At 39.5% G+C, this 26,330-nt stretch carries 23 protein-coding genes and 1 riboswitch; of the genes, 20 read left to right on the forward strand and 3 right to left on the reverse strand.

Annotation, left to right across the window (positions count from 1 at the left end; all coding sequences use genetic code 11):
- Positions 1–40 precede the first annotated feature (40 nt).
- Positions 41–2,107 (reverse strand): peptidoglycan D,D-transpeptidase FtsI family protein, encoded by a 2,067-nt coding sequence (locus tag LG336_RS11560; RefSeq protein WP_404332673.1) that lies wholly within the window; start codon positions 2,105–2,107, stop codon positions 41–43.
- 95 nt (positions 2,108–2,202) lie between these two features.
- On the opposite strand from LG336_RS11560, the gene LG336_RS11565 reads away from it, so the two are divergent.
- Together LG336_RS11565 and LG336_RS11570 are read left to right on the forward strand one after the other, a co-directional pair.
- Positions 2,203–2,967, forward strand: coding sequence for a TatD family hydrolase (locus LG336_RS11565; protein WP_404332674.1), 765 nt, complete (start codon positions 2,203–2,205; stop codon positions 2,965–2,967).
- A gap of 51 nt (positions 2,968–3,018) precedes the next feature.
- A riboswitch (Lysine riboswitch) is annotated at positions 3,019–3,201 on the forward strand.
- A gap of 149 nt (positions 3,202–3,350) precedes the next feature.
- Positions 3,351–4,937, forward strand: coding sequence for a Na+/H+ antiporter NhaC family protein (locus tag LG336_RS11570; protein WP_404332675.1), 1,587 nt, complete (start codon positions 3,351–3,353; stop codon positions 4,935–4,937).
- 92 nt (positions 4,938–5,029) lie between these two features.
- Here LG336_RS11570 and LG336_RS11575 read toward each other — a convergent pair whose 3' ends face one another.
- On the reverse strand, positions 5,030–5,923 hold the full coding sequence (locus LG336_RS11575; RefSeq protein WP_404332676.1) for a VanW family protein: 894 nt from the start codon (positions 5,921–5,923) through the stop codon (positions 5,030–5,032).
- Between the two features lie 410 nt (positions 5,924–6,333).
- Between LG336_RS11575 and LG336_RS11580 the strand changes: the two genes are divergently transcribed.
- The 8 genes from LG336_RS11580 to LG336_RS11615 all read left to right on the forward strand — a co-directional run bounded on the left by LG336_RS11580 (position 6,334) and on the right by LG336_RS11615 (position 13,767).
- Positions 6,334–6,723, forward strand: coding sequence for a GntR family transcriptional regulator (locus LG336_RS11580; protein ID WP_404332677.1), 390 nt, complete (start codon positions 6,334–6,336; stop codon positions 6,721–6,723).
- Positions 6,716–7,618 carry an ABC transporter ATP-binding protein gene (locus tag LG336_RS11585; RefSeq protein ID WP_404332678.1) on the forward strand — a complete coding sequence of 301 codons (903 nt, stop codon included), beginning with the start codon at positions 6,716–6,718 and terminating at the stop codon, positions 7,616–7,618. Before LG336_RS11580 ends, LG336_RS11585 begins: the two co-directional genes overlap by 8 nt.
- Positions 7,590–9,575: a DUF6449 domain-containing protein gene (locus LG336_RS11590; protein WP_404332679.1), complete on the forward strand. Its 1,986-nt coding sequence runs from the start codon at positions 7,590–7,592 to the stop codon at positions 9,573–9,575. Before LG336_RS11585 ends, LG336_RS11590 begins: the two co-directional genes overlap by 29 nt.
- A 54-nt stretch (positions 9,576–9,629) precedes the next feature.
- Positions 9,630–10,145, forward strand: a complete 516-nt coding sequence (locus tag LG336_RS11595; protein WP_404332680.1) for an RNA polymerase sigma factor — start codon at positions 9,630–9,632, stop codon at positions 10,143–10,145.
- 430 nt (positions 10,146–10,575) lie between these two features.
- The gene (locus LG336_RS11600; protein ID WP_404332681.1) at positions 10,576–11,409 is read left to right on the forward strand and encodes a hypothetical protein; all 834 of its coding nucleotides are present in this window, start codon (positions 10,576–10,578) and stop codon (positions 11,407–11,409) included.
- A 164-nt stretch (positions 11,410–11,573) separates the two neighbouring features.
- Positions 11,574–12,671 (forward strand): metallophosphoesterase, encoded by a 1,098-nt coding sequence (locus tag LG336_RS11605; RefSeq protein ID WP_404332682.1) that lies wholly within the window; start codon positions 11,574–11,576, stop codon positions 12,669–12,671.
- Between the two features lie 149 nt (positions 12,672–12,820).
- The gene (locus LG336_RS11610; RefSeq protein WP_404332683.1) at positions 12,821–13,306 is read left to right on the forward strand and encodes a hypothetical protein; all 486 of its coding nucleotides are present in this window, start codon (positions 12,821–12,823) and stop codon (positions 13,304–13,306) included.
- A gap of 107 nt (positions 13,307–13,413) precedes the next feature.
- The gene (locus LG336_RS11615) at positions 13,414–13,767 is read left to right on the forward strand and encodes a hypothetical protein (protein WP_404332684.1); all 354 of its coding nucleotides are present in this window, start codon (positions 13,414–13,416) and stop codon (positions 13,765–13,767) included.
- 85 nt (positions 13,768–13,852) lie between these two features.
- On the opposite strand, the gene LG336_RS11620 is transcribed toward LG336_RS11615, so the two are convergent.
- Positions 13,853–14,593 (reverse strand): TIGR02206 family membrane protein, encoded by a 741-nt coding sequence (locus LG336_RS11620; RefSeq protein WP_404332685.1) that lies wholly within the window; start codon positions 14,591–14,593, stop codon positions 13,853–13,855.
- Between the two features lie 187 nt (positions 14,594–14,780).
- Here LG336_RS11620 and LG336_RS11625 point away from each other — a divergent pair, with 187 nt between their 5' ends.
- From LG336_RS11625 to LG336_RS11670, 10 genes are all read left to right on the forward strand, one after another.
- On the forward strand, positions 14,781–15,860 hold the full coding sequence (locus LG336_RS11625; RefSeq protein ID WP_404332686.1) for a cytochrome c peroxidase: 1,080 nt from the start codon (positions 14,781–14,783) through the stop codon (positions 15,858–15,860).
- A gap of 336 nt (positions 15,861–16,196) precedes the next feature.
- Complete coding sequence (gene putP / locus LG336_RS11630; RefSeq protein WP_404332687.1) at positions 16,197–17,669, forward strand: sodium/proline symporter PutP; 1,473 nt, start codon at positions 16,197–16,199, stop codon at positions 17,667–17,669.
- Between the two features lie 142 nt (positions 17,670–17,811).
- A complete protein-coding gene (locus LG336_RS11635) occupies positions 17,812–18,447 on the forward strand; it encodes a TetR/AcrR family transcriptional regulator (RefSeq protein WP_404332688.1) in 636 nt (211 codons plus the stop codon).
- A gap of 126 nt (positions 18,448–18,573) precedes the next feature.
- Positions 18,574–19,716 carry an acyl-CoA dehydrogenase gene (locus tag LG336_RS11640; protein ID WP_404332689.1) on the forward strand — a complete coding sequence of 381 codons (1,143 nt, stop codon included), beginning with the start codon at positions 18,574–18,576 and terminating at the stop codon, positions 19,714–19,716.
- Positions 19,717–19,733: 17 nt separating this feature from the next.
- Complete coding sequence (locus LG336_RS11645) at positions 19,734–21,371, forward strand: AMP-binding protein (protein WP_404332690.1); 1,638 nt, start codon at positions 19,734–19,736, stop codon at positions 21,369–21,371.
- Between the two features lie 16 nt (positions 21,372–21,387).
- Entirely contained in the window at positions 21,388–22,746 is a 1,359-nt protein-coding gene (locus tag LG336_RS11650; protein ID WP_404332691.1) for an acetyl-CoA carboxylase biotin carboxylase subunit, read from the forward strand.
- A gap of 13 nt (positions 22,747–22,759) precedes the next feature.
- On the forward strand, positions 22,760–22,972 hold the full coding sequence (locus LG336_RS11655) for an acetyl-CoA carboxylase biotin carboxyl carrier protein subunit (protein WP_221870584.1): 213 nt from the start codon (positions 22,760–22,762) through the stop codon (positions 22,970–22,972).
- Positions 22,973–22,984: 12 nt separating this feature from the next.
- Positions 22,985–23,902 carry a hydroxymethylglutaryl-CoA lyase gene (locus tag LG336_RS11660; RefSeq protein WP_404332692.1) on the forward strand — a complete coding sequence of 306 codons (918 nt, stop codon included), beginning with the start codon at positions 22,985–22,987 and terminating at the stop codon, positions 23,900–23,902.
- On the forward strand, positions 23,899–24,693 hold the full coding sequence (locus LG336_RS11665; RefSeq protein WP_404332693.1) for an enoyl-CoA hydratase: 795 nt from the start codon (positions 23,899–23,901) through the stop codon (positions 24,691–24,693). Before LG336_RS11660 ends, LG336_RS11665 begins: the two co-directional genes overlap by 4 nt.
- A gap of 52 nt (positions 24,694–24,745) precedes the next feature.
- Complete coding sequence (locus LG336_RS11670) at positions 24,746–26,284, forward strand: acyl-CoA carboxylase subunit beta (RefSeq protein ID WP_404333143.1); 1,539 nt, start codon at positions 24,746–24,748, stop codon at positions 26,282–26,284.
- The last annotated feature ends 46 nt before the right edge of the window (positions 26,285–26,330 follow it).

Here is a 26,330-nt window from a genome sequence, read left to right on the forward strand (position 1 = left end):
CCTGCATTACCTGAGTTAACTTGGCTGCAATAAAAACGTTTCATGTGTTTCTATCCTGTTTAAGTTTAAAATACGCATCCAACACTCTACGTCCAATTTTAAGATTTGCCTTGTGGTCCTCCTTTCCTTGGAACGCCCAAGGAACCATCACAGCCATGGCAACCTCAGGTTGATGATAGGGGGCATAAGCAACAAGGCTCAAATTTAAAACCTCAGGGGGAATTTTTCCAAAGTTGTTTCTCAAGGGTCCGTCATAAAACGCCTCGGCTGTCCCGGTTTTCCCTGCTGGTGAGTAGGGGGCATCTCCGAAGAAGTTCACTCCTGTTCCACCGTATTCAGTCAGGGCCTTTTTGAAACCGAGTTGGACACGGTCAAGCCATTCCTTTTTTACATCAATCGTGTTTAACACAACCGGCTCAAGCTCGTTGTATACAGGTCCAATTTCATTGGGCGAAATTTTGGGTTCAAGAACCTCTTTTACAATCCTTGGTTGCATCCGATAGCCACCATTTGCAATAGCAGATACATATTGTGCCAACTGCATCGTGGAATAGGTATCATACTGACCGATAACAAGGTCTAATGCGTATCCGGGTAGCCTACTTCCACCTTTATAGCCTGATTGTTCATTTGGGAGGTCAATGCCCGTTCTTACTCCCAGTCCGAAGGAAGCAAATGAGTTTCGAATAATATCAAAAGCATTTGGATTAAGATTTAAAGGCTTATTGTATTGATATTGACCTTTGCCAATTCTAATCGCTGTTTTGAACATATAAACATTTGATGATTTTTTTAAAGCGTCCACTTCATTAAGTACTCCGAGATAAGCATAGGAGGCTTTTAAGGGGGTCGCTTTAATTTTAATTCCCTTATCGTCAAAGTATGTATTCGGTTTTATTACCCCTGCTTTAAAGCCAGTTAGAACAGTAGCTCCTTTCACAACCGATCCAACGCTATAGGTGGTTGTAATATTACCTAGAGCGTCATCGACCATTTCAGAATTGCCCGTTTTAGTGTTTTGAACAAGTCTTTTTCCAGACATACTTAAGATTTCACCCGAAAACGGGTCCATTAATACTACATAGGCTCGGTCAAGAAGTTTTGTCCCTGGGTTCTTTTTAGCAACTATTAATTCTTCCTCGATAATTTTATCAATTTTTTTTTGTAAATCGATATCAATAGATAGAATTAGATCTTTCCCACGGTCCCCATTTGTTTTCACCCTAGTGTCAAGCAAATGGCCTTTTTTATCAGTTATGTGAATAACTTTTTGTTCTCTTCCATGAAGGACATCTTCGTATTGACTTTCTAAATAACTTTTACCCACACGGTCATTTCTGGAATACCCTCTCGATAAGAAGTCATCAAGATGATCTGCAGGTAGTCCTTCTTCTGAAGTACTTACAGCACCCAACACGGACTTGAGAGTTTGGTCAAATTGGTAGGAACGTTCCCAGTCAATTGTTGTGTTGACTCCTGGAAGGCTGTCTAGATGTTCGCTAACAACCGCAAATTCCTCCCGACTCACTTCACTATTTTTTACAATTTGAGGAGAAAATTTATGCCCCAGGTTTAATAAACGAAAGATTGCTAATACTTCCAAATCTTCTTCTGTTAGTTCATTCAATTTTTCTTGTGTTATTCTAGCTAATTTTAATTTATATAATTGATTAGAACTAAGTTTCTTTTGGTTGAACTTTTTTCTTTCCTCTGCGGTAATCAGTTTGTCAGCTTGTTCGGGGTATTTTAATATCCAAAAGTCCTTTTTATCTCTTTCCCGAATGCGATCCGTTTTTTTATCAATTAACTTTGCAAGTTTCTTTGCAATCTCGAGTTTGTCCTTTTGGCTATGTCCTTCATTTGTATAGGTAATGGCTTTTTTAGCTTCGTTATCAACGATAATTTGCAGGTTACGGTCTAACATCCGCCCACGGGGAACGGGATTATTTACGGTATAATCATCTTTTCGATTTATTTCACGTTTATAATCCTCACCATGGACGATTTGAACAATTCCAAGTCTTAAAATCAGCAGAGAAAAGAGGATAAATACGAAAAAGAAAAGAATATTAATACGCAACACTACAGGTGATTTCTTTTTGGTCATAATACACTTCCTTCATAAATGGGGGATTAAGAAAAACTATGTAAAGTATAATTATAATGGACATATAGTTCATTCGATTGGAGGAAGAATAGCGTATGCGAAAGATTATGGATACCCATATTCATTTAGATAAATATAAAGATGAAGAAATTAGCGAAATTTTATCTGAAGTTGATGCTCTTGTTTCTGTTTCCATGAACTTGGAATCTTGTAAAAGAAATTATTCTTTAGCTAAAATTCACCCAACAATCCGTCCCGCTTTTGGTTGGCATCCCGAACAAGAGCTCCCGTCAGATGAGAAGCTTGCACAACTGTTTTCGTGGATACAGGAAACGAAAGATGAGTCTATAGCAATTGGCGAAGTAGGACTTCCATATTATCTTCGAGAGAAGAATAAACTGGCGCAGTCGTATGCCCAATATATTGAAGTCTTAGAATCCTTCATTAAACTAGCTGTACGCTTAGATAAGCCTATCGCCTTACATGCGGTCTATGATGATGCCCATATTGTATGTGATTTACTGGAAAAACATACAGTCAAGAAGGCACATTTTCATTGGTTTAAGGGAGATAAAAAAACGGTCGAAAGACTAAAAACGAATAAATACCATATTTCTGTTACGCCAGATTTGCTCTATGAAGGTGAAATTCGTGAACTAGTTCAAGAGTATCCTTTAAACCTAATGATGGTCGAAACGGACGGTCCATGGCCGTTTAAAGGTCCTTTTGTTGAGCAGCAAACCAGACCGAGAATGATTCATCATACAATAGCGGAAATTTCACGGATTAAAGGAATAGAACTTGATGGGGTATATAAACAAATATATTTAAATTCTAATGAATTTTATGTTGTCAAATAGACATGGAATTGATATATTAGTATAGAAAATTAAATATTAACCTTATCATTCCGATGGGGTAGAGGCGCGGGATTTAAGAGTAAGCTGTGTGAGGATGACAACAATGACCACAGTTGAAAGGAAATACTGCCGAAGTCATTCAACTAGTCAAAGGTTGAAAGGCTGGGGTTACTTTGAATAAGAGTAACACTGTCATTATGGGGGAAACCTCCATAATGAGGAGCTACAGGTCGTGATGGAGAAACTAGTTGCTTATCAAGAGCAACGATAGATTTTTCTCTATCGTTGCTCTTTTTTATATTCAAGAGAGCACTATAGACAAATCTAATATTTCTCTTTCATGGTAAGTTCCCCCCTTCAAAAAATAGGAGGAGGACAAAGGAATGGAAAACACAATTTTTTCTGTACTGCCGCCGCTGTTGGCGATCTTAATGGTGGTTATCACAAGGCGAGTGCTTTTATCGTTAGGCTTTGGAATTATTGCGGCAGCTTTTTTGCTTGCAGACTTTAACATTGGTGAGACCATAGCAATCATTTTGGATGCTGTAAAGGGAATTTTCATCTCAGATGGGGCGTTAAACACTTCTAGCGTCTACATCATTTTATTCTTACTTTTGCTCGGAATCATCACGGCGTTTATTTCTATTTCAGGTGGGAGCAGGGCTTTTGGAGATTGGGCGATGAAACGAGTGAAAACTCGTACTGGTGCTCAACTAGTAGGAGCTATCCTTGGGATTATTATCTTTATTGATGATTATTTCAATGCTTTAGCTGTTGGGCAAGTAACTCGACCAATAACTGATAGACAAAAGGTTTCTAGAGCAAAGCTAGCGTACATTATTGACTCAACCTCTGCACCAATTTGTGTAGTTTCACCGGTATCAAGCTGGGGAGCAACCATTATTGTTTTGATTGGTACAATCCTTGCGTCACACGGTGTAACGGAATACAGTGCATTCTCTGCTTTTATGCAAATGGTACCGATGAACTTTTATGTTTGGGCTGCACTAGGTTTAGTGTTTATTACCGTGCTTAAAAACGTTAATCTTGGCTCTATGAGGAGTCATGAAGATAGAGCGTTAAATGAAGGACAGGTGTATGATCCAGAAAAGCCAGTCCCTGGAGAGTTAAAAGAAGATTTGCCAACAAGTCGTACAGGAACAATCGGTGACTTGATATGGCCAATTCTAGCTCTTTTTGTAGCAACAGTTGGTGCCATGTTATGGACAGGTGCACAAGCTACTGAAGGAGAAACTACCATTTTAAAAATTTTTGAAAATACGGATGTAACATTATCATTGATTTTAGGTGGTCTTTCTGGTTTTGTGGTTTCCATGCTGATGTTTGCACGTCAGGCTCTAGTATTACGTGGAGTTGAAGCGAATGTTTTAGGTAACGGAGTTGCAGCGGGACTAAAGTCCATGCTTCCGGCTGTTTACATCTTGCTATTTGCTTGGTCGATTGGTGATTTAATTGGAAGACTTGAAACGGGTACCTATCTAGCAGGAGTCGTTCAAAATGCAAACTTAAATATCTCATATTTACCTGTTATCTTGTTCATTCTAGCTGGATTTATGGCTTTTGCGACTGGGACATCCTGGGGCTCATTCGGTATCTTGCTTCCAATAGCAGGTGAAATTGCTGCTGTTTCGGATATTACGCTTATTCTTCCAGCTATGGCTGCTGTGCTTGGTGGCGCTGTATTTGGGGACCATTGTTCCCCAATTTCAGACACAACCATCCTATCATCAACTGGTGCAGGTTCGAACCATATTGATCACGTCATGACACAGCTACCATATGCTTTGCTAAGCGCAGGAATTGCATCTGTTGGATTTATTATTATAGGATTTACCGGTAGTTCACTAATTGCCATAGTCGCGGTCATCCTTCTCTTAGTGGCTACTTGGTTCTTTTTAGGAAAGTCACCTAAGAAGGTTCGTTCCCTTGAGGAAAATATCATACAATAACCATCGTTATCAAAAAAAGATCAAACCTACTTTGGTTTGATCTTTTTTTATAGCATCCTTAATGTTTTAGGATACCGCTTACAATCTACCACCTATTCAAAGAAGCCCATACTAGGAACTTGTCGTTGTTTGACATTGATATCGTCGGAGGAAAACATCATAACTGCCATCATTCCGCCACTTACTTGTGCCTTTATAAGTACCGGTTGATTATATAGGTTCTTAAATGAAAAGTCGGGACCATACCAACTAACCGTTGCATCCCTTCCAGGAGGTACATAGGGAACTCTTTTACTGTGAGAATACCGTTTCACGATTTGTAATCCAGATCTATCCACTGCATTAAAAAGGGTGGAGGACACCTGACAAATCCCACCGCCAATTCCCTCAGATAGCTCACCTCTAACAATAATAGGTGCAGGTAAATATCCCTTCTCCTTTGTGCGCATTCCTACGGTTTCATTAAATGAAAAAGTTTCACCTGGGAATACAACATGATTGTCAATGGCTTCGGCAGCAAGGCGTATATTATGAGATCGTTCCTTATTCCTACTATTAAAATACGTGACATAATGACCTATGGGTTTTGTTCTTATATTTGCAAGTAATTCACTATCAACACGAGGGTAAATACTACGAACTGGCAATTCAATCGTCGAAACATTTTGATTGTGGAAAAAGGAATAAAACTCCTCTTCAAACCGATTTTTATTTAATTCGATACCAGCTTTTTCAGGGATAATCTTGCCGCTTTCATCGATTTTCGCATTAATAGCAGGTTGGCGAACATGCTTGTCCAACTCCTCTGTAAAATGAATAAACTCATCGGTATCGATAAATGGGTAACCTATAATTGGCAAGGAAAAATCGGCTTTGTTTATCCTGACAAAAGGTTCTTGATCGTGAAGAATCAACAGTGATTCAGAAGCGTTAGCATGAATGGGTAGAGTTAAAAAAATGAGTCCGAGTATACAAAGATATCTCAAAATTAATTCACCTCTATTGTAGTATGAGTCAGCAGTTTTATTTCATGTGTAGGAATTAATCCAAGTCTTTTAAAAAGGCTGTTTTCGTAAAGATTGTTGTTAAAATTGTAAAAATCTTAAAACCGATTTTTACTACCTAAAGTCGATTTTAACGCAAGAAAAGCTATTTTCGTACGTTATAGGAAGTTTTGCAAGCTCTTTTCCCAGAATAAAAAGGCTACTTTGTAGTGGAACAAAGCTTAATCCAACCTTTTTTGTACCCAAGAGCAACAAAGTTTGAGAAAAGAGCCTTAAAAAAATATATCGAAAAAGCCTTTACAGCTAATGAGATCATGGCTATAATCAAACTGTATTAAGAATGATAATACACTTAGTACGGTTAATACACTTAGTACAGATTGGGGGTCCGTATGTTTGAACTTGATACGAGGAGCCGTAAACCCATTTATGAACAACTTGTCGACAAACTAAAAGAGCTAATCATTAATGAGGTACTCAAACCGGATGAGCAGCTGCCATCCGTCCGAACACTGGCACAGCAAATAACAGTAAATCCGAATACCATCCAAAAGGCCTACAGGGAGCTTGAAAATCAGGGGTTCATTTATTCGCAAAAAGGAAAAGGCAGTTTCGTGAACCCGAGCAGTCATACGAGAGATACTGAAAAGATTGTAGCGGTTAAAGCAGAGTTGGAGCGGTTGATCCTTGAAGCGTTGTATCTAGGGGTGTCAACCGAGGAATTGATTCTGTTAGTTGAGAAATTAGACGCTTCAAAAGGGGGAGGCGAAAGCAATGATTGAAATGAAAAATGTCAGTAAAGCTTTTAATCGGTTAAACGCAGTTGAAAATGTTGATTTATCGATTGAAAGAGGCTCAATCTATGGACTGATTGGCTCCAATGGCGCAGGGAAAACAACGTTGATTAAGCTCCTAGCAGGAATATATCTGCAAGACCGAGGTAGCGTAACCATCGATGGAGAACCAGTATATGAAAATTTGAGTCTGAAAGAGCGCATGTTCTACATACCGGATCAACCATATTTTTTACCTCAATATAATACAAAACAAATGGCCCAGTTTTATAAAAGCATTTATCCGACCTGGAACGAGGAAAGGTTTCAAACGCTCGTAGCTTGGTTTGAACTAGACATTAAGAAAAAAATCCATACATTTTCAAAAGGGTGGCAACGGCAGGCAGCGTTTATTCTCGCTCTTTCTACAAAGCCAGATATCTTAATCTTAGATGAACCAATGGATGGACTAGATCCAGTTGTTAGAAAAAAGGTGAAAAATATTCTGATTCAGGATGTAGCGGATAGGAAAATGACTATCTTGATCTCTTCTCATAATTTAAGAGAATTGGAAGATATTTGTGATCATATTGGCATCATTCATAAGGGGAAGATTTTGATTGAAAAAGAGCTGGATGAATTAAAATCAGATGTCCATAAAGTCCAGGTTGCGTATAAAAATGAAGTGCCAAAGCAATTATTAAACAAATTAAGCGTACTTCATACTGAAAAACGAGGAAGTGTCCTCCTCTGTATCATTAGAGGGAGAGAAGAAGAGATTACAGAACTTATTTGTAAAAGTAATCCAGTAATATTTGACTTACTGCCGCTCACCCTAGAAGAAATATTTATTTACGAAATGGGGGATATCGGCTATGCCATCGAAAACATCATTGTTGAATAAAGAGCTTATTCTGCAAATAGTCAGGAGCACAGGCTGGATTTCACTTTTATATTTTCTTGGTCTCTTTTTTACCCTGCCACTGGCTATGTTTATGCGTTATTCTGATGAACGTAATCGAATTCATTACACACAAGTAAACAGTCTTTTTGATTTTACTTTTGAGATTCAAATTGGATTATTGATGATCATTCCAGTTCTTTTGGCTGTCTTTCTTTTTCGCTTTTTACAAGTAAAACAGTCAGCTGACTTAATGCACAGTATCCCAATGAAAAGAGAGAAAATGTTTCATCACTATGCCTTGAGCGGATTGGTTTCGTTGATTTTACCGGTGCTGCTCATTGCTTTGATTATCTTTCTTGTGCATAACACCCTTGACTTAGGTGAATTTTTTCGATTAATGGATATTTTAAAATGGGTTGGCACCATGGTTGTTCTAAACTTGCTGTTGTTTATGGCAGGTACATTCGTAGCGATGGTGACAGGTATATCTGCCGTACAAGGAGTTTTGACTTACATTCTGCTAATCTTTCCAGTGGGCATTACCTTGTTAACCTTATCAAACTTAAGATATTTTCTTTTTGGTTTTCCAAGTAGTTATTTTTTAAATAAAAACCTTGATACCTTGTCACCACTGACCTATGCAGGCGTTCTAGATGGGAGACCGCTTCAAAATGAGGATATCATTCTATATATTGTCATTACTATTCTTTTGTACGGCTTATCGTTATTTCTTTACATGAAAAGAAAAATAGAAAGTGCGTCTGAGGCGATTGCCTTTCCCAAACTTCGAGCGATGTTTAAATACGGGGTAACCTTTTGTACCATGCTTCTCGGTGGGATGTACTTTGGGGAAGTTCAGAATTATAGCCTAGGTTGGATCATATTCGGCTATTCGATTGGCGCGGTTCTTGGGTATTACATCGGGGAAATGGTGCTTCAAAAAAACTGGCGCGTGTTTGGGCACATCAAAGGTCTAGCAATATACGCCCTCATTGTAGGTGTTCTAATTTTAGGAATCGAAATGCTAGGTTTTTATGAAACTAAGGTACCTGAACAGAGTGAAATCAACAGTGTCTTACTTGTGGACACTTCGTATGTTTATAGGAATCAAGAATCATTTGACCATGTATTCGTTCCTGAACCATTAAAGGAACAGGATAATATTGAGGCTGTCCGAAAGCTTCATCAGCAAATCATTAACGATAAAGAAATACCTGTTGAATTAACAGAAAATCATTATATGATTCCAGCGTTCTTTCTTTATGAATTAAAAAATGGGAATACGGTCATTCGCCAATATCAAGTACACGAGAAAATTTATGAAGATTTTTACAAACAAATCTACGACTCCGAAGAATATAAGCGGGCAACGAATGAAATTTTTCACCTGGATGTAAATCAGATTAAACATCTTACTATTCATGGAAATGCACCAGGAAAAAGCCAAGTTACTTTTACCAATCAAACCGAGTTACAAGAGCTGATAGAAGTCATTCAGGGTGACATACTTGCGGAGTCTTACCAAGATAGAACTTATTTTGGTGGGAGAGGTTCGACTATAGAACTCCTTGTGGATAAAGATCATTTTGTCCATCTCGAGTTTAAACCTACTTACAAGGGATTAATGAAGTGGTTAGAAACTCACGAGCTTCTAGACCAGGCAATGGTGATGCCTGAAGACATTTCAAAGGTTCTAATAGCTAAGTGGAATGAGGATGATAATTCTGATGAATCTCCGATACATTTTCCAGAGCAAATAGCAGAGGATATGGAAACTAGATCTGATGTCCTAAATATAACCGACAAAGACCAAATAGGGGAACTTTTAAACAGTGCAGGTTGGGGTAGAACACATAAATACATGGTTGTCTTCCGCTATGACTATAACGATATGAGCGATATCCTTTACTTAGATGAGGAACACGCACCTGAATTTGTTAAAAATTATTTTAACTAGATATAAATGGATGGTACCTAGTCACCGTCCAGAATTTAGGGAGGAGACTTGGGGATGATTGATTTTGAGGCGTTGTTTGCCCTGTTCTCCAAGAGATTAACGCTGACGGCGTATTCAATTACAAAGGACTGGCATACGGCAGAGGATGTCGTGCAGGAATCTTTTATTAAGGCCTATAAGAAAGTCGAAACCATTGAAAATATAGAGAAAATTGGACCTTGGCTATCTGCTATTACTACCAGGACAGCCATAGACTTTCTTCGTGCAGATAAACGAAGAAAATGGGTCCCAGTTGATTTTACTTATATGGATTTTCTTGAATTTCATGCTGAAGTAGGCATGAGCACTGAAGAAGAGGTGGAAATCAACCTCTTTAAGGATGATTTGAATCAATCCATACATGACTTATCGAAAGAATATCAAGAAGTAATCGTCTTAAAAATGCAATATGGATTGAAAGAAGCAGAAATAGCGAATTTACTTCAGTTGAAATCAACAACTGTTAAAACACGACTGCACCGAGCAAGAAAGCAACTAAAATTAGCAATCTCAGAAAAGTATCCGGCATAAGACAGGTGTTTCTTTGGTGGGGAGTTACTGTGGGGTTGGTTATTCAAATCTTGAATAAGGAGAAAGAGTGCACCTGATTATCAGATGCACTCTTTTTAATCGTTTAGGAAATTATAAAAGGTTATGGGTGTGGATAATTGTGCTCGTTTTTGGTATCCAGCTCCAGCGCCCTAGCGGCTAGTGTCCTTCGCTCTCCGAGGAAAAATCGGTTTTTGGATTTTTATCGCCGCAACGATTGCGTCAAGCACGAATGCGCCTTCGGCTCTTCGTGTTTCCTTTATCTCAGTTGGAGCGCTCCAGGCCATACGCTGTTGAACATGGCGGTTGCGCTTTTGTTCTTTAGAGGAAAAGTAATTCATATTTTTAATAAAACCTTATGCCGATGGGCAATATACATTATAGTAGTTTTTCTATAAAGGGAGTTACTCATTTGAAAAAGACTGTATTGTTACTCATTACATATCTATTAATTTTTAATCAGTCAGCTGGCACGATTAGTGGGGCAGAACTGGAATCACAGCCTCTTTATGAAACCGTTAAGGAATTGCTACCACCCGAGGCTGAATTCATAAAACCAAATACACCGGAGTCGGTAAGTTCCATCCAGGTTTATGATTTTGATCAAGATGATCAACAGGAGATGATGGTCACCTATCGTCTAGAAAATGGGCTAGGTAAGCTGCATGCCTTGCTCCTAAAAAAAGAGGGGAACCAGTGGAAGAAAATTTGGGAAACCACAAGTGAAGGGTTTGATATCGAATATTCAGGGTTTGAAGATATAACAGGGGATGGTGTAGGAGAGTTTGTTATTGCATGGGGAATCGGAGCTTCTGCTGGTAACAAACTTGAAGTCTACCGGTGGGATGAAGGAACCTTAAAAAGGATAATAAAGCCTCGTTTCTTCCATAGAATGGAGCTGTTAAAAGGGGAGAACCAAACTAGTTTAGCGTTATGGGAGAGATATTGCTGTGACGCCTTTCTTGTCGATGTTTTAACATGGGCTAGTAAAGATTTGGTTAGTGACGAAGAACTTTACCGTCAGTATTACCCCAAGATTAAAAACTTCTATGAAAGTAAAATAAAAGAAATGGATGCCTGGTTTTATTGGTATGTACTGGCCGACGCACAGTTAAAAGCGAACCTAATTGAGGACGCAACAGAATCTATCCAAAAAGGATTAACCTTTATCCATGGGAAGGAAGAATTTATCGAACTCCGCAGAAGACTTGAAGGAAAAACTGCCACGCAAAATGCTACTCAATGAGAGTAGCATTTTTTTGTGATTTCCTCTATTTATTGCTGTATTTATAAAATGTTTTCCAATGAACAATGAATAACAAGGTGGATTTAAATTTGAAACCTATTGGTCCCTCAATCGTAATAAAAAGGATATAATAATTTTAAAATAATAAAGAAAGGTAAACATACATGTCATTTGTAGCTGTATTTGTCATACTCCTATTTATCCTTATTTACACCGCCATTTGTTATTATGTTGGCTATAATGGTTGGGTGTGGCTGAAAGCGACACGCCTAAGATTGAATAAATGGGTATATATAGGTATCATCGCATTTCTTTCGCTTTCAATGTTTATTGGTCAGTTTAGTTTATTCCTTCCAATTAAACTAATTGGTTATCTTTGGATTGTTGTAATAGGTTACAGCCTTATTCTTTTACCTTTGGCGAATATCCTCGTTTTTATTTTAAAAAGAAGAGGCGTTTTTTGGATAGGCACAACGATTATCGGGATGTTTATCCTTATTTTAGGTTTTGGATTGTATAATGCATGGTCACCAGTTGTTAGAACTTATGATATAAACATTAGTAAAAACACAGACACAGAGGCTGTCAAAATCATGATGGCGTCAGACTTCCATCTCGGCCAAATTGTCGGTGAAAAACACCTTCAGAGATTTGTTGATATTGCGGATGAAGTGCAACCTGACATCATCTTAATTCCTGGTGATCTAATTGATGACTATATTGAGCCGTACCTAGAGAACGATATGGGTAAAACCATGGCAAAATTAAAGGCTCCACTGGGTGTTTATGCTGTTTCGGGAAATCATGACTATTACGGTAATGACCTAAAAATTTTGGTTGAAGAGGTTGAAAAAGCTGGAATTCAGATGGTCATGGATGAATCGGTGTTAATTAATGATGATTTCTATATTGTTGGGAGGAATGACTTAACTGACGAGAAGCGGAAGGAGGTGAAGGAGCTTGTGAAGAATTTGGATCGTTCAAAGCCAATAATCATGATGGACCACCAGCCAAAGGATTTAGATATTGCTGAAGACAATGGTGTGGATCTGCTTTTATCGGGCCATACTCATCGGGGACAAATGGCTCCTGCTCATCTTATAACAAGGAGGGTATTTGAAAATGATTGGGGATACCTACAAAAAGGCAACCTCCACTCTCTTGTTTCTTCAGGATTTGGTACATGGGGTCCACCGCTTAGAATCGGTAGTCAAGCAGAAGTCATGGTCATAAACCTAACATTTGGATCAACTAAGAACTAGGGATTGGTATCCTAGTTCTTTTTATATAGATATAAATAAATTGAAGAAATTTGAAAAAATAACAGGGTTTTAGGATGTACATGTTGAATAAACAATTAATCGAAATTTGACGTATTTTTTCAACTCCAGGCAGAAGGTAGGTATCGAAAATGAGCAATTGCTTTTTTGCTGACTACAAAAAATTTATTGTCATCCCCAAGGAAGAAGAAAAGTTTAGTGCAAAAGGCTTCGAGCCTCACGAATTTGCCTCTCATTTTATCCTAACATTGTCCATTTTTGATCCTGTTATTTCTAGTTGGGCAGAAGCTAGTAAACATGATATAGAAGTTGAAAAAAGCATCGAGCATGTTTTAGACGTCTTCAATCAAAGAAATCATGGAAATTATCATCTAAAATTACTCGAACTAGAAAAGGATAAAACCTATTTTGTCCTTGCACTCTCCGTCAAGGATAAAATCGAGAGGGGGCAGGCCGAATTTGAAATCTCAAATATCATAGAGAGAATGATTTCAAATCCTTTTTATATCGGTCAATCTTGGTATAAATTCACGAGTGAAAAAGGACGTGTGGAACGAAAGCTCTTTTGCTTTTCTTTTAAGGAATATACATACGGTCTTGTGACAGAAAACAGTTAGGATGTGTGAGGGCTGCCGGTAAGGTGGTTTCTTTTTTTTCTAGAAATATATCCTATCTGCTTTCATAAATATTAAAAAAGTTATTTTTTGATAAAGGTTGTGAATCCATGGAACTAAATCAACAAAAAGCTCTACTGTTAGCCAGGAATATTAAGGAATTCGTTGACATCGTTAAAAACGGTAAAAATCATCCATTCGGCCAGATGTCAAATCCAGAGAAATTGTATAGGTTAACCCTAATTGTCGAGGAGTTCAGAATTGGGACAATAGCTGATGAGTTGTTGCGAGTAAACACCTATACATGGGATGAACAAGCGTCGCGGATCCTTATCGAAAGATTTAAAACGGCATTTATTCATATTAGTGAATATGTCCAGAACAATTACAATGACTTGTTTTTCTTTTCAGCGAGAATTTATACGTTGGAGCATGATTGCCGTTTATTTCCTCCCACAGAATGACCTGAAAAGTGCTGGAGAACAATGCTTTTTCTTATCTAAACAGAACCTTAAAGCACAAAAGGAAAGCTTGCTCTAATTATAATAGTTAGCTTTTGTCATGAAGTTTATTAGCCTCCACCTTGTTGTTTTTTTCTCTTAAAAGCAACCAGACAACTAGACTCAAAATGAGGAGGAGCCCTTCTAAAGAAAGGATATACCAAGGGTAAGGACCAAGATAGTCTAGTAAGCTAGGGGTCCTTGGTTTGTGACTTAAAAACATATAATTTCCATCCACAAGTTTATTAACCACAATGACAATAGGAAGTAAGATATTCAGAAAAACAAAAACCTTACCTACTGAACGAATCGTTGGTCGATACCCCTTCACCCAAGTAAAATACAACGCCACCCAAATCATCATGATATGAGTATAGAAAAAGTAAAAGAAACGAATATGAGGAAAGTCATAATATAGTACGGGTGTGATTAAAGCCTGAGTCGCTCCTAATAGGGCCGTAAATAATAACAATTCATAGATGGTTCTATTTCCTGTTAACAGTAAGATAATGGCTAAAAATAAACTAATGCTACATAGCTCAATGGGTACGGAGTCACTTATGTCCCAATAGGTAGATGCAAGTAACCAGACATGAAAGGCCAGTTCGAAAAAAAACAAGGATAAGGCAATCCCGATTTCAATGGGTCTCCATTTTACTTGTTTTAATTTTTGACGACAGATGAAAATGACTATGGAGCCTAATAGAAAGAGGAGAAGGACAACAATATGGCTAGTTGAAAACATTTCAAAAATACTATGTTTGTCATTGTAAATAGTCGCCCACGTCATCAATCCATACCTCCCTTTTCTATCTTTATAGGATGTCGACCACAATCTCTTTCCTTTAGCATATCATTATTTCTTAATGCTAAAAAACTTTCACACTGTTAATAATATAGCCACAATAGATTCCTCTGTTGCCGGTAAACTCAAATTATAATAAAGATAAATCATTAAAGTGAGGTTTATCTTAGATATGAAACAGGTTTTGATGTTAATTCTGCTAACAATTGTTAGTTTGATTGGGTGCTCTTCTAACACGGATGAGGCTACAAATTCGGCAGTTTTAAGAATAAAAGAAGAAAAAGCCGAGGAAAAGTCACTAGATCAAATGAAGAGTGCTTTGCTAAGTAATGGAATGTTAATACCACTAGGTGAAATCCCTATTCCAGACGATAACCCAATGGATAAGGAAGTTGTAGAATTAGGTCAGATGTTATTCTTCGACTCTCGCCTCTCTGGTAATAATGAAAGAAGCTGCGCCACTTGTCATGATCCGGAAAAGGGCTATGGGGATGGGCGTGCTACGTTTGAGACTGTTGATGGTGGTGAAGGAGCCCGTAACAGCCCTACTATTATCAATTCTGGCTATTACACCACTAACTTTTGGGATGGAAGAGCAGAATCATTAGAAGAGCAAGCACTTGGACCAATTGAAAATCCCGATGAAATGGACCAGCCATTAAATGAGTTAGTAAATGAATTAAAAGCAATCAAACGATATGAAGAGTTGTTTGCTGCAGCGTTTCCAGATGGAATCACTGAGCAGAACATCGCCAAAGCATTAGCCGCTTTTCAAAGGTTAATAGTGGTAAAGGATACACCCTATGACCAGTTTTTAAATGGAGATTCCAATGCACTAACAGATTCAGAGTTACGTGGTATGAATTTATTCGCTGGTAAGGCATTTTGTAGTACATGCCATCAAGGTGAGAACCTCTCGGATAATAACTTTTATAATATTGGGATTACCACAGAGGATGTTGGTCGGTTTGCTGTGACGGGGGAGGAAGGAGATATTGGTAGAATTCGAACACCAAGTCTTTATGGGATTTCCCACACAGCACCTTATATGAGAGATGGGAGCTTGGAAACATTGGAAGCAGTGATTGACTACTATAATCGTGGCGGTGACGGTCATCCTAACACAAGCTTCTTCATCAAGCAGTTTATGAGTCCGCTAGGATTAACGTATGAAGAGAAAGCGGATTTATTAGCGTTTTTAAATGTTTTAGGTGGTGAGCCACCAATCTATTCGAAACCGGAGCTACCATGAGTAGCCTCTTTTTTTATTTTGGTCTGGAATTCGAATGTTAAAATGATAAAAACATGGCCATAGCAAGGTTTAGGTTAAGTATTTCAAAGGTTATGTAAAATTTTTACAATGATGGGAATTAGTTTTATCCGTAATATAATCTCAAAGATAAGAATATACCATCCTAATAAGGCTTTACCCTAAAAGAATTTCTTGTTTTCAAGGGGAAGGAGCAAGTCAGTCAACCCGTTTCCCTTGAAATAGAGTGGATTCCTTGTTAGGGTTATAAAGTCGGCTTTATTCATTTGGGCCATTTCTACTAGTTTAGAAGAAATAAAACAACAAGGGAGAGATTTGGTGCAGGTAGAAATATTAATTTCGTTAGGTGTTTATTTTTTAGTAATGTTATTGGTAGGGTATTATTCTTACAAGCGGACGTCTGATTTAACGGATTATATGTTAGGTGGGCGTAAAGTTGGTCCGTTCGTTACGGCATTATCTGCCGGGGCATCTGATATGAGTGGCTGGATGATGATGGGACTACCGGGAGCATTGTTTCTTGCGGGTCTTTCGGAAGCATGGCTGTCAATTGGTTTATTCGTCGGGGCATATGTGAATTATATCGTTCTAGCTCCTAGATTAAGAACATATACCATTGTGGCAAATGATTCGATTACAATTCCGGACTTTTTAGAAAATCGATTTAAGGATCACTCAAAAATGATCCGAACTGTTTCAGCAATTGTTATTTTGATTTTCTACACTCTATATACCTCATCTGGACTAGTAGCAGGTGGTACCTTATTTGAAAGTTCATTTGGAGCGAATTATCAAACAGGATTGTTGATTACAGCAGGTGTGGTCGTTGCCTATACTCTGTTTGGAGGATTTTTAGCAGTTAGTATGACGGATTTTATTCAAGGGGTAATCATGTTTACGGCGCTAATCCTCGTACCAATTGTAGCCTTTACTCAGATTGGTGGAGTTGGCGCAACCTTGGATGAAATTAGAAGTGTTGACCCAACGATGCTTAATTTGTTTAAAGGAACAACGTTTGTCGGGATTCTTTCATTATTAGCATGGGGTCTAGGGTACTTTGGACAGCCACATATTATCGTACGCTTTATGGCCGTAGGAAGTTTGAAACAGTTAAAATCTGCGCGTAGGATTGGAATGAGCTGGATGGGGGTTTCCCTTATCGGTGCTATGTTAACAGGTCTTACTGGTGCTGCTTATCATTCGATGAATGGAACAACACTAGAAAACTCTGAAACTATCTTTATCTACTTTGCAGATGTTTTATTCCATCCGTATATTACCGGATTTTTACTTGCCGCAGTGTTGGCAGCAATTATGAGTACGATTTCCTCACAGCTTCTTGTTACTTCTAGTTCTTTGACGGAGGATTTTTATAAAGCCTTCCTTAAAAGAAATGCGAGTGATAAGGAATTAGTATTAGTTGGTCGTATAGCTGTATTGGTTGTCGCGATTGTAGGTATTAGTCTTTCACTGTATCCAAGTGATACCATTTTAGGACTTGTTGGCTATGCATGGGCTGGGTTTGGTTCAGCTTTTGGACCGGTTTTATTGCTAAGTCTTTACTGGAAACGAATGACAAAATGGGGCGCTTTAGCTGGAATAATTGTAGGAGCTGTTACCGTTCTGATTTGGGCAAATATTAATATTCTTGCAGATTTCATGTATGAAATGATACCAGGGTTTTTCCTAAGTCTACTTGCCGTTATAGTTGTAAGCTTACTTACGAAAAAACCTGATGACGAGATCCATCACAAGTTTGATGAGATGGAACAGGTCCTGCGTGAAGAATAAAAGGGATAAATGAAAGCCGAGCTAATTTAGCTCGGTTTTTTTTAAAAAGTACGGGGAAATATACTGTTTATTTTTTTATTCTGAAAATTCAATTGATTCACTCTGCACTCATATGATACGATTGGTTTAAAGGATGATGAATATGAAAAAGACGCTTAAGGAACGAATCATTGAAACAGCCCTTGTCTTATTTGAAAAAAATGGCTACCACGGAGTCACGGTTGACCAGATTGTTTTAGAATCTGGAACATCGAAAGGGGGATTTTATCACAATTTTAAATCTAAAGATGAATTGCTTTACCACATCCACGATGTTTTTATCTCCTATGTTCTTGAAAAGGCACGAGAAGCATATGATAATTTCGATACGCCTGTTACTCGAATGTGTGCCATGATTCAATCTTTCACCAAAGTATTTGACTTATATAAACCACATATTACTGTATTTTATCAAGAGAGCATGTATTTAACCCGTGAATTTAACCAACGTATCAATGAAAAACGAGATGATTACAGAAAACTCCTGACTCAAGTAATCCGAGAAGGGCAGGAAAAGGGCGAATTTCGCGCTGAAGTACCTGCTGAAATCTCCACAATGGCGATTATTGGCATGGTCAACTGGACGTATAAATGGTTTAACAAAGACGGACCATTAACAATTGAATCTATTGCACAAATCTTTAATGATTTATTGCTCCATTCACTATTAACAGAACAGGCAATGAGTCAAGATAATGTGCAATCATTTTTAATCAAAGGTCAGCCTATAGAAAAGTAGCTGGCTATTAAAAAACTAAAACAGACCGACCAGTCGGTACTAACACCATTGATAATTAGTTGATATAGTTTTTCAGTTACTATAAAACAGACCGACTAGTCCGTTTGAAAAAAGGAGAGAACAGAGATGAATTTCGAATTAACCAATGAGCAGCAAATGCTAAAGGAAATGGTAAGAGAGTTTGCAGAAAAGGAAATTAAGCCCTACGCACGGGAAGTGGATGAATCCTCTAAAATGCGCTACGAGACGTTTGAGAGATTAGGAGAGTTGGGATTACTAGGGATCCCATTTCCAGAAAAGTATGGTGGTGCTGGCGGTGATACAATCTCTTATTGCATTGCCGTAGAAGAGATAGGGAAAGCATGCGGAGGGACCGGGTTAAGTTATGCAGCTAATACGAGTCTTGGGGCAAGTCCAATTTATTATTTTGGAACTGAAGAACAAAAGCAGGAATGGCTGGTGCCGATGGCGAAAGGAGAAACCATGGGTGCGTTTGGTTTAACAGAACCGAATGCTGGCTCTGATGCAGGAGGAACTCGTACGAAAGCGGTATTAGATGGTGATGAATGGGTCATTAATGGAGAAAAATGCTGGATCACAAATGCGAGCTATTCTCGACAAATTATTGTAACCGCTGTCACTGGAAAACGCGAGGATGGACGGAATATTGTATCCGCCATTATCGTCCCTAGTGATACACCAGGGGTTTCCATCTCCTCTAATTACGACAAGATGGGGGTTCGGGGATCAAATACTTGTGAGATTATCCTTGATAATGTTCGTGTGCCAAGAGAAAACCTCCTTGGTGATGAGAAGAAAGGGTTTAGTCAATTTTTATTTACCCTAGATGGAGGTCGTATTTCAATTGCTGCACTATCAGTGGGGATTGCCCAAGCCGCTTTGGAAAAGGCTCTTCAGTTTGCAAAAGAGCGTCAACAGTTCGGTCAGTCTATTTCTAAGTTTCAGGCCATTCAATTTAAATTGGCTGATATGGCGATGGAATTGGAACTGGCACGCAATCAGGTTCTTAAGGCTGCATGGTTAAAAGACCAAGGCAAACCATTTGGAAAAGAAGCTGCGTTTGCAAAACTGTTTGCATCAGAAGCAGGATTCCGAATTTGTAACCAAGCGATTCAAATTCATGGTGGCGCAGGATATATGAAGGAATATGACGTAGAAAGGCATTTGCGCGATATTAAATTAATGGAAATTGGCGAAGGAACATCAGAGATTCAACGCTTAGTCATTGCCCGCCACTTAGGATGTTAATTGTAGGAGGTAAATGAATGGCAGAATTGATTCGTAAAACCGTTGGTGAGCTGTTAGCCGAGAAAGCGTTGGAAATGCCTGACCATGAAGCCCTAGTCTATCCAGATCGTGGACTAAGATACTCTTATCGCGAATTCAACGATGTTTGCGAACAAGTGGCCAAAGGTTTAATGGCACTTGGGATTGAAAAAGGGGAGAATGTCGCAGTTTGGGCTTCGAATATTCCAGAATGGGTGAGTCTGCAATATGGAACCGGAAAAATGGGTGCTGTTTTAGTTACAGTCAACACAAATTACCGTTCTACAGAACTAGAGTATTTATTAAGACAGTCTGATGCGACCACTTTATTTTTAATTGAAGATTATAAAGGGAACTCTTATATTGACTCGATTTACGAGCTTTGTCCTGAACTTGAAACTTCTGCACCGGGCAAGCTCGAGTCTAAAAGACTACCACTTCTGAAAAATGTCATCGTTTTTAGCGAAAAGAAATATAACGGAGCATATAATTGGTCGGATATTATCGAGATGGCTGGAAATGTTTCTGATGAAGAGTTGCAGAAGCGAGCTGCAGAAATGGATCCAGATGATGTCATTAATATGCAGTACACCTCTGGAACCACTGGATTTCCGAAAGGGGTTATGCTTACACACAGTAACCTCACAAATAATGGATACAATATTGCCCATTGTATGAAACTTAGCGATGAAGACCGGCTATGTATTCCAGTACCATTTTTTCACTGTTTCGGCTGTGTGATTGGCACACTTGCTGCTGTAAGTGTGGGAGCCACAATGATCCCGGTTCAAGAGTTTGACCCGGAAACGGTGCTTACGACGGTTGAACAGGAGAAATGCACCGCACTTCACGGTGTTCCTACGATGTTTATCGCGGAGTTGAATCATCCGAATTTCAAAAATTATGACTTGTCTACGCTAAGAACAGGGGTAATGGCTGGATCTAATTGTCCAGTAGAGGTAATGAAAAGTGTGATCGATAAGATGAATATGACGGAAATCACCATTTGTTATGGTCAAACAGAATCTTCTCCCGTCATCACGCAAACTCGTACTGACGACCCACTACAATTACGAGTTGAAAGCGTTGGGAGAGCCCTTCCCAATGTTGAAGTGAGGATTGTTCAACCCGGGACCACAACAGAATTACCGTTTAACCAACAAGGCGAGCTCTGTACTCGTGGCTATCATGTGATGAAAGGATATTATAAAAACCCTGATGCCACAAGAGAAGCGATTGATGAGGATGGATGGCTACATACTGGAGATTTAGCGGTGATGGACGAAAATGGCTATTGTCGGATTACTGGGCGCCTGAAGGATATGATTATTCGTGGTGGTGAAAATATTTACCCACGTGAAATTGAAGAATTTCTCTATACTCACCCGAAGGTTCTCGATGCCCAAGTCGTTGGTGTTCCAGATGAAAAATACGGGGAAGAAGCAATTGCCTGGATTATTTTAAAAGATGGAATGACGGCGACAGCAGAAGAAATCCAAGAATATTTTAAAGGCAAGATTTCACGCCATAAAATACCTAGGAAAATCTTCTTTACGGATGCTTATCCGATGACTGCTTCAGGGAAAATTCAGAAGTTTAAGCTACGCGAAAAGTCTATCAATCAACTAACCCAGTAAAAAAGGAGAGATTTGCTTGTTCTCAAAAATTTTGATTGCTAACCGTGGTGAGATTGCCTTGAGGGTAATCCGTACTTGTCAGAAGCTCGGGATTAAAACCGTGGCCATATATTCTGAAGCTGATGCGGAATCATTGTTCGTTCGTGAGGCGGATGAATCCTACTGTGTGGGGAAACCACCTGTAAATCAGAGTTACTTGAATGCTGATGAAATTATCAGCATTGCCAAGAAAAGTGGGACTGAGGCTGTTCATCCTGGATATGGTCTATTATCTGAAAACGCCGCCTTCGCAAAAAAGTGTAATGAGCAAAACCTAGTGTTTATCGGACCTTCCCCAGAAATTATTGCTTCAATGGGCAGTAAAATTGAAGCGCGTAAAACGATGAAGGAAGCGGGAGTTCCAATTATTGAAGGAATTAATACATCGCTTGAAAGTGGAGAAGAAGCCAGTTTAGCTGCGAAAGAAATTGGCTATCCATTAATGCTAAAAGCATCAGCTGGTGGCGGTGGAATCGGCATGCAGCTTGTTCATTCAGAGGAAGAGCTCCTAAAAGCATTTGCAGGAAATAAGAAGCGGGCAGAATCCTTCTTTGGAGACGGTGCGATGTTCTTAGAAAAGTATATTGAGGAGCCGCATCATATTGAAGTGCAGATTCTGGCGGATACTCACGGCAATGTCGTTCCCCTTTGGGAGAGAGAATGCTCGATCCAGCGACGAAATCAGAAAGTGGTAGAGGAAGCGCCATCGCCTTTTATTAGTGAAGAGACCCGATCTAGGATGTTAGATGCGGCAGTAAAAGCCGCACAGCATATCGGATATACAAACGCAGGCACGATTGAATTTTTAGTAGATAAAGAGCAAAACTTCTATTTCCTCGAAATGAATACGAGATTGCAAGTTGAGCATCCCGTAACAGAGGAAATCACTGGTCTTGATCTTGTATCAGAGCAGTTAAAAGTGGCCGTAGGTGAGAAGCTCTCTTTTACAAGGGAAGATGTAAAGAGAAACGGCCATGCGATTGAAGTACGGATTTACGCAGAAGACCCGAAAACTTTCTTCCCTTCACCTGGAAAAATCACGGAGTTTCAGCTACCACAAGGTGAGGGCATTCGAAATGAATGTGCAATCGAAGCTGGCTCCCAAGTGACCCCTTTCTATGACCCGATGATTGGGAAACTGATTGCTTGGGGAGAAACACGCTCGGAGGCATGTTCCCGACTCCAGGCGGCACTTGAAAATTACAAGATTGAGGGGATAAAAACAAACATCCCTATGCTGATTCAAACCGTAAGTCATAAGCAATTTTTATCAGGTTATACAACAACCCAATTTGTAAATGAATATTATTTACCAACATTAACATCAACCAAGTAAAGGAGAATGAAAAATGGCTAAAGTAGAAGCAGGTATGGCAGGAAATGTATGGAAGGTTTTAGTGAAAGAGGGCGACCAAGTAGAAGCAGGGCAAGAGGTTGTCATTCTTGAATCGATGAAAATGGAGATTCCAGTTAGCGTTGAAGAAGGCGGGACAATTGCAAAGGTGTATGTTCAAGAAGGAGATTTTGTAAACGACAGCGATACGATTGTGGATGTTGAATAGGAGGCAGATTCTTTGAAACTACCAAAAAACGTGACAATCAAGGAAGTCGGTCCTCGGGACGGTTTGCAAAATGAAAAGCAACTAGTCCTGTCAGAAGATAAAATCGCTTGGATTAACTCGCTCTCAGAGACAGGACTATCTTATATTGAGGTAAGTTCATTTGTAAATCCCAAATGGATTCCTCAGCTTGCAGATGCTTCAGATGTTTTGAAGGGAATTAAACGGAACAAGGGTGTGACTTACGCAGCCCTTGTTCCCAATATAAAAGGACTGGACCGTGCCCTTGAGGCTGGCATAGATGAAGTGAGTGTTTTCATGTCTGCTAGTGAAGGACATAATCGAAGCAATATTAATAAGTCAATTGGAGAGACTTATCCGGTTCTGGAAGAAGTGGTGAAAGAAGCGAAGATGGCAGGTAAAACAGTCCGTGGGTATGTCTCAACTGTTATTGCCTGTCCGTATGATGGCTATGTCAAGCCTGCCCAAGTTAGAGAAGTGGCTGATCGCCTTTTCTCAATGGGAATTGACGAGTTGTCATTAGGAGAAACGATTGGGGTGGGTGTTCCAAATCAAGTTGAACGGTTGCTCGATGAACTGCTACCGCATTTTAATGCAAGCCAACTCGCGATGCATTTCCATGATACAAGGGGAACAGCGCTCGCAAATATCGTCAAATCATTAGAAATGGGCATTACCACCTTTGATAGTGCGCTTGGAGGCTTAGGAGGATGTCCTTATGCAAAAGGTGCCTCCGGAAATGTAGCCACAGAAGACCTGTTGTATATGCTCCATGAGATGGGAATTGACACTGGGATTGATTTGAATTTAGCCTTAAAATCAGCCCAATTAATTGAGCGTACTCTTGGAAAAAGCTTAAAAAGCCGACAAATGGAGATTTTGCGTGCGGAAGGAAAGGAGCGAATCTCATGAATGAAACGGTTATCAAAACTGTACTGGTGGAAAAAAGGGATGACGGGATTGCCATCGTCACATTGAACAGACCGGAAGCTGCAAATGCTTTGTCAAAACGGATGTTAGTTGATTTTCAAGACGCTTTATCCAAGTTGAAAAACGACTCTGACGTTAGGGTTGTCATCTTAACTGGTTCTGGCGAAAAGGCCTTTTGTGCAGGGGCCGATTTAAAGGAACGCAGGGATATGACAGATGCCGAAGCAAAACAGACTGTTCGCTTGATTGGGTCGACTATAAACGAAGTGGACGCAATGCCACAGCCAGTGATAGCGGCCCTGAACGGGGTAGCATTTGGCGGAGGACTTGAATTGGCACTAGCTTGTGACCTCCGAGTTGGGGCACTCGAGGCGAATGTCGGTTTAACGGAAACCTCGCTTGCTATTATACCAGGGGCTGGAGGGACACAACGACTTCCACGCCTAATTGGACTTGGCAAAGCGAAGGAACTCATTTATACAGCCAAACGCCTAACCGCCGAGGAAGCTAGGGATATAGGAATTATAGAATATGTCGTGCCATGTTCTAATTTATTGGAAAAAGCAATCGAGATTTCCAAGGAAATGGCAAAGAATGGTCCACTTGCACTTGCTCAAGCAAAAAAAGCGATCAATAAAGGAATAGAAGTAGACCTTGCAACAGGATTGAAGATAGAGGAACTAGCATACGACGCACTGATCCCAACAGAGGATAGAGTGGAAGGCTTAAGGGCCTTCGCTGAAAAGCGTCCCCCTCAATATAAGGGACGATAACTGCTGGAAATAGTGGATGGTGCTTTGCACCTTCCTATTTAGGAGGATTATGATGACAGAGACACATACAAAATCAGACTATGAAGTGAAAAAGGAGTCCATTTTACAAGGTGGGCAAGAAAAGTATCATCAAAAGAATAAGGAACAAGGGAAAATGTTTGTGCGAGACCGACTGAATTTATTATTTGATCATGGTCTTCAAGCAGAGGACGGCATGTTTGCAAATGTGTTGGCTGGTGATCTTCCTGCGGACGGTGTTGTTACTGGAATCGGGAAAATCCATGGTCGTACCGTTTGTGTGATGGCTAATGACTCCACGATAAAGGCTGGGTCTTGGGGAAAAAGGACAGTCGAGAAAATTATTCGTATCCAGGAAACAGCTGAAAAACTACGTTGTCCAATGCTTTATCTAGTTGACTCAGCTGGTGCACGGATCACGGATCAATTAGAGATGTTTCCAGGTCGAAGAGGCGCAGGTCGAATCTTTTATAATCAGGTGAAAATGTCAGGGAAAGTTCCTCAGATTTGTCTTTTGTTTGGACCTTCTGCGGCTGGCGGTGCCTATATCCCTGCATTTTGCGATATTGTTGTAATGGTTGAAGGAAACGCTTCAATGTACTTAGGCTCTCCAAGGATGGCAGAAATGGTCATTGGTGAAAAAGTTTCTCTGGAACAAATGGGTGGAGCGAAGATGCATTGCTCGGTTTCCGGTTGTGGGGATGTTCTGGTTAAAACAGAAGAGGAAGCCATTGCTTATGCCCAAAAATACTTAACGTACTTTCCAAATAACTTCTCTGAAAAGCCACTACAAACGGAGGCGAAACCTCCAGCACAATTTGAAAAGACAATAGAAGACTTAATTCCCAAAAATCAAAATGCCCCATTTGATATGTATCAGTTGATTGACCGCTTAGTTGATGAAGATTCGGTTTGTGAAATTAAAAAACTATTTGCACCAGAACTGATTACATGTCTTGGTAGAATAAATGGCCAGCCGATTGGAATTATTGCGAATCAACCCCGTGTAAAAGGTGGAGTTCTTTTCCATGACAGTGCGGATAAAGCGGCTAAGTTTATCAATCTATGTGATGCTTACCATATCCCACTATTATTCTTAGCTGATGTACCTGGTTTTATGATTGGAACCAATGTTGAAAAGGCTGGAATCATTCGCCATGGTGCAAAAATGATCTCGGCAATGAGTGAAGCTACTGTACCGAAAATGACGGTTATTGTTCGAAAAGCCTATGGTGCAGGGTTATATGCAATGGCAGGACCAGCATTTGAGCCTGACTGCTGTATCGCTTTACCTACAGCTGCAATTGCTGTGATGGGTCCAGAAGCGGCTGTTAACGCTGTTTATGCAAATAAAATTGCCGCACTTCCTGAAGAAGAGAGAGCAGCTTTCATCGCTGAAAAACGTGAAGAATATAAGGAAGATATTGATATTTATCGACTTGCATCGGAACTAATCATTGACGATGTTGTGGAACCAAATCGTCTTCGTGAGGAACTAGCTTCACGCCTGGAAGTCTATATGTCTAAGTACCTAGTATTCTCTGAACGCAAGCACGGAGTTTATCCAGTTTAACAAACATTGTCCTAACATCTTTGGGTGAAGGAGTAAACTCAATCCT

Origin of the sequence: Mesobacillus maritimus (assembly GCF_044803185.1) — a bacterium.
GTDB lineage: Bacteria > Bacillota > Bacilli > Bacillales > Cytobacillaceae > Mesobacillus_B > Mesobacillus_B maritimus_B.

What these genes read in the sequence shown, in the direction of transcription:
- LG336_RS11560 (WP_404332673.1), bottom strand. Translation starts at nt 2,107, where the DNA reads ATGACCAAAAAGAAATCACCTGTAGTGTTGCGTATTAATATTCTTTTC.
- LG336_RS11565 (WP_404332674.1), top strand. Translation starts at nt 2,203, where the DNA reads ATGCGAAAGATTATGGATACCCATATTCATTTAGATAAATATAAAGAT.
- LG336_RS11570 (WP_404332675.1), top strand. Translation starts at nt 3,351, where the DNA reads ATGGAAAACACAATTTTTTCTGTACTGCCGCCGCTGTTGGCGATCTTA.
- LG336_RS11580 (WP_404332677.1), top strand. Translation starts at nt 6,334, where the DNA reads ATGTTTGAACTTGATACGAGGAGCCGTAAACCCATTTATGAACAACTT.
- LG336_RS11585 (WP_404332678.1), top strand. Translation starts at nt 6,716, where the DNA reads ATGATTGAAATGAAAAATGTCAGTAAAGCTTTTAATCGGTTAAACGCA.
- LG336_RS11590 (WP_404332679.1), top strand. Translation starts at nt 7,590, where the DNA reads ATGCCATCGAAAACATCATTGTTGAATAAAGAGCTTATTCTGCAAATA.
- LG336_RS11595 (WP_404332680.1), top strand. Translation starts at nt 9,630, where the DNA reads ATGATTGATTTTGAGGCGTTGTTTGCCCTGTTCTCCAAGAGATTAACG.
- LG336_RS11605 (WP_404332682.1), top strand. Translation starts at nt 11,574, where the DNA reads ATGTCATTTGTAGCTGTATTTGTCATACTCCTATTTATCCTTATTTAC.
- LG336_RS11610 (WP_404332683.1), top strand. Translation starts at nt 12,821, where the DNA reads ATGAGCAATTGCTTTTTTGCTGACTACAAAAAATTTATTGTCATCCCC.
- LG336_RS11615 (WP_404332684.1), top strand. Translation starts at nt 13,414, where the DNA reads ATGGAACTAAATCAACAAAAAGCTCTACTGTTAGCCAGGAATATTAAG.
- LG336_RS11620 (WP_404332685.1), bottom strand. Translation starts at nt 14,593, where the DNA reads ATGACGTGGGCGACTATTTACAATGACAAACATAGTATTTTTGAAATG.
- LG336_RS11625 (WP_404332686.1), top strand. Translation starts at nt 14,781, where the DNA reads ATGAAACAGGTTTTGATGTTAATTCTGCTAACAATTGTTAGTTTGATT.
- LG336_RS11635 (WP_404332688.1), top strand. Translation starts at nt 17,812, where the DNA reads ATGAAAAAGACGCTTAAGGAACGAATCATTGAAACAGCCCTTGTCTTA.
- LG336_RS11640 (WP_404332689.1), top strand. Translation starts at nt 18,574, where the DNA reads ATGAATTTCGAATTAACCAATGAGCAGCAAATGCTAAAGGAAATGGTA.
- LG336_RS11645 (WP_404332690.1), top strand. Translation starts at nt 19,734, where the DNA reads ATGGCAGAATTGATTCGTAAAACCGTTGGTGAGCTGTTAGCCGAGAAA.
- LG336_RS11655 (WP_221870584.1), top strand. Translation starts at nt 22,760, where the DNA reads ATGGCTAAAGTAGAAGCAGGTATGGCAGGAAATGTATGGAAGGTTTTA.
- LG336_RS11665 (WP_404332693.1), top strand. Translation starts at nt 23,899, where the DNA reads ATGAATGAAACGGTTATCAAAACTGTACTGGTGGAAAAAAGGGATGAC.
- LG336_RS11670 (WP_404333143.1), top strand. Translation starts at nt 24,746, where the DNA reads ATGACAGAGACACATACAAAATCAGACTATGAAGTGAAAAAGGAGTCC.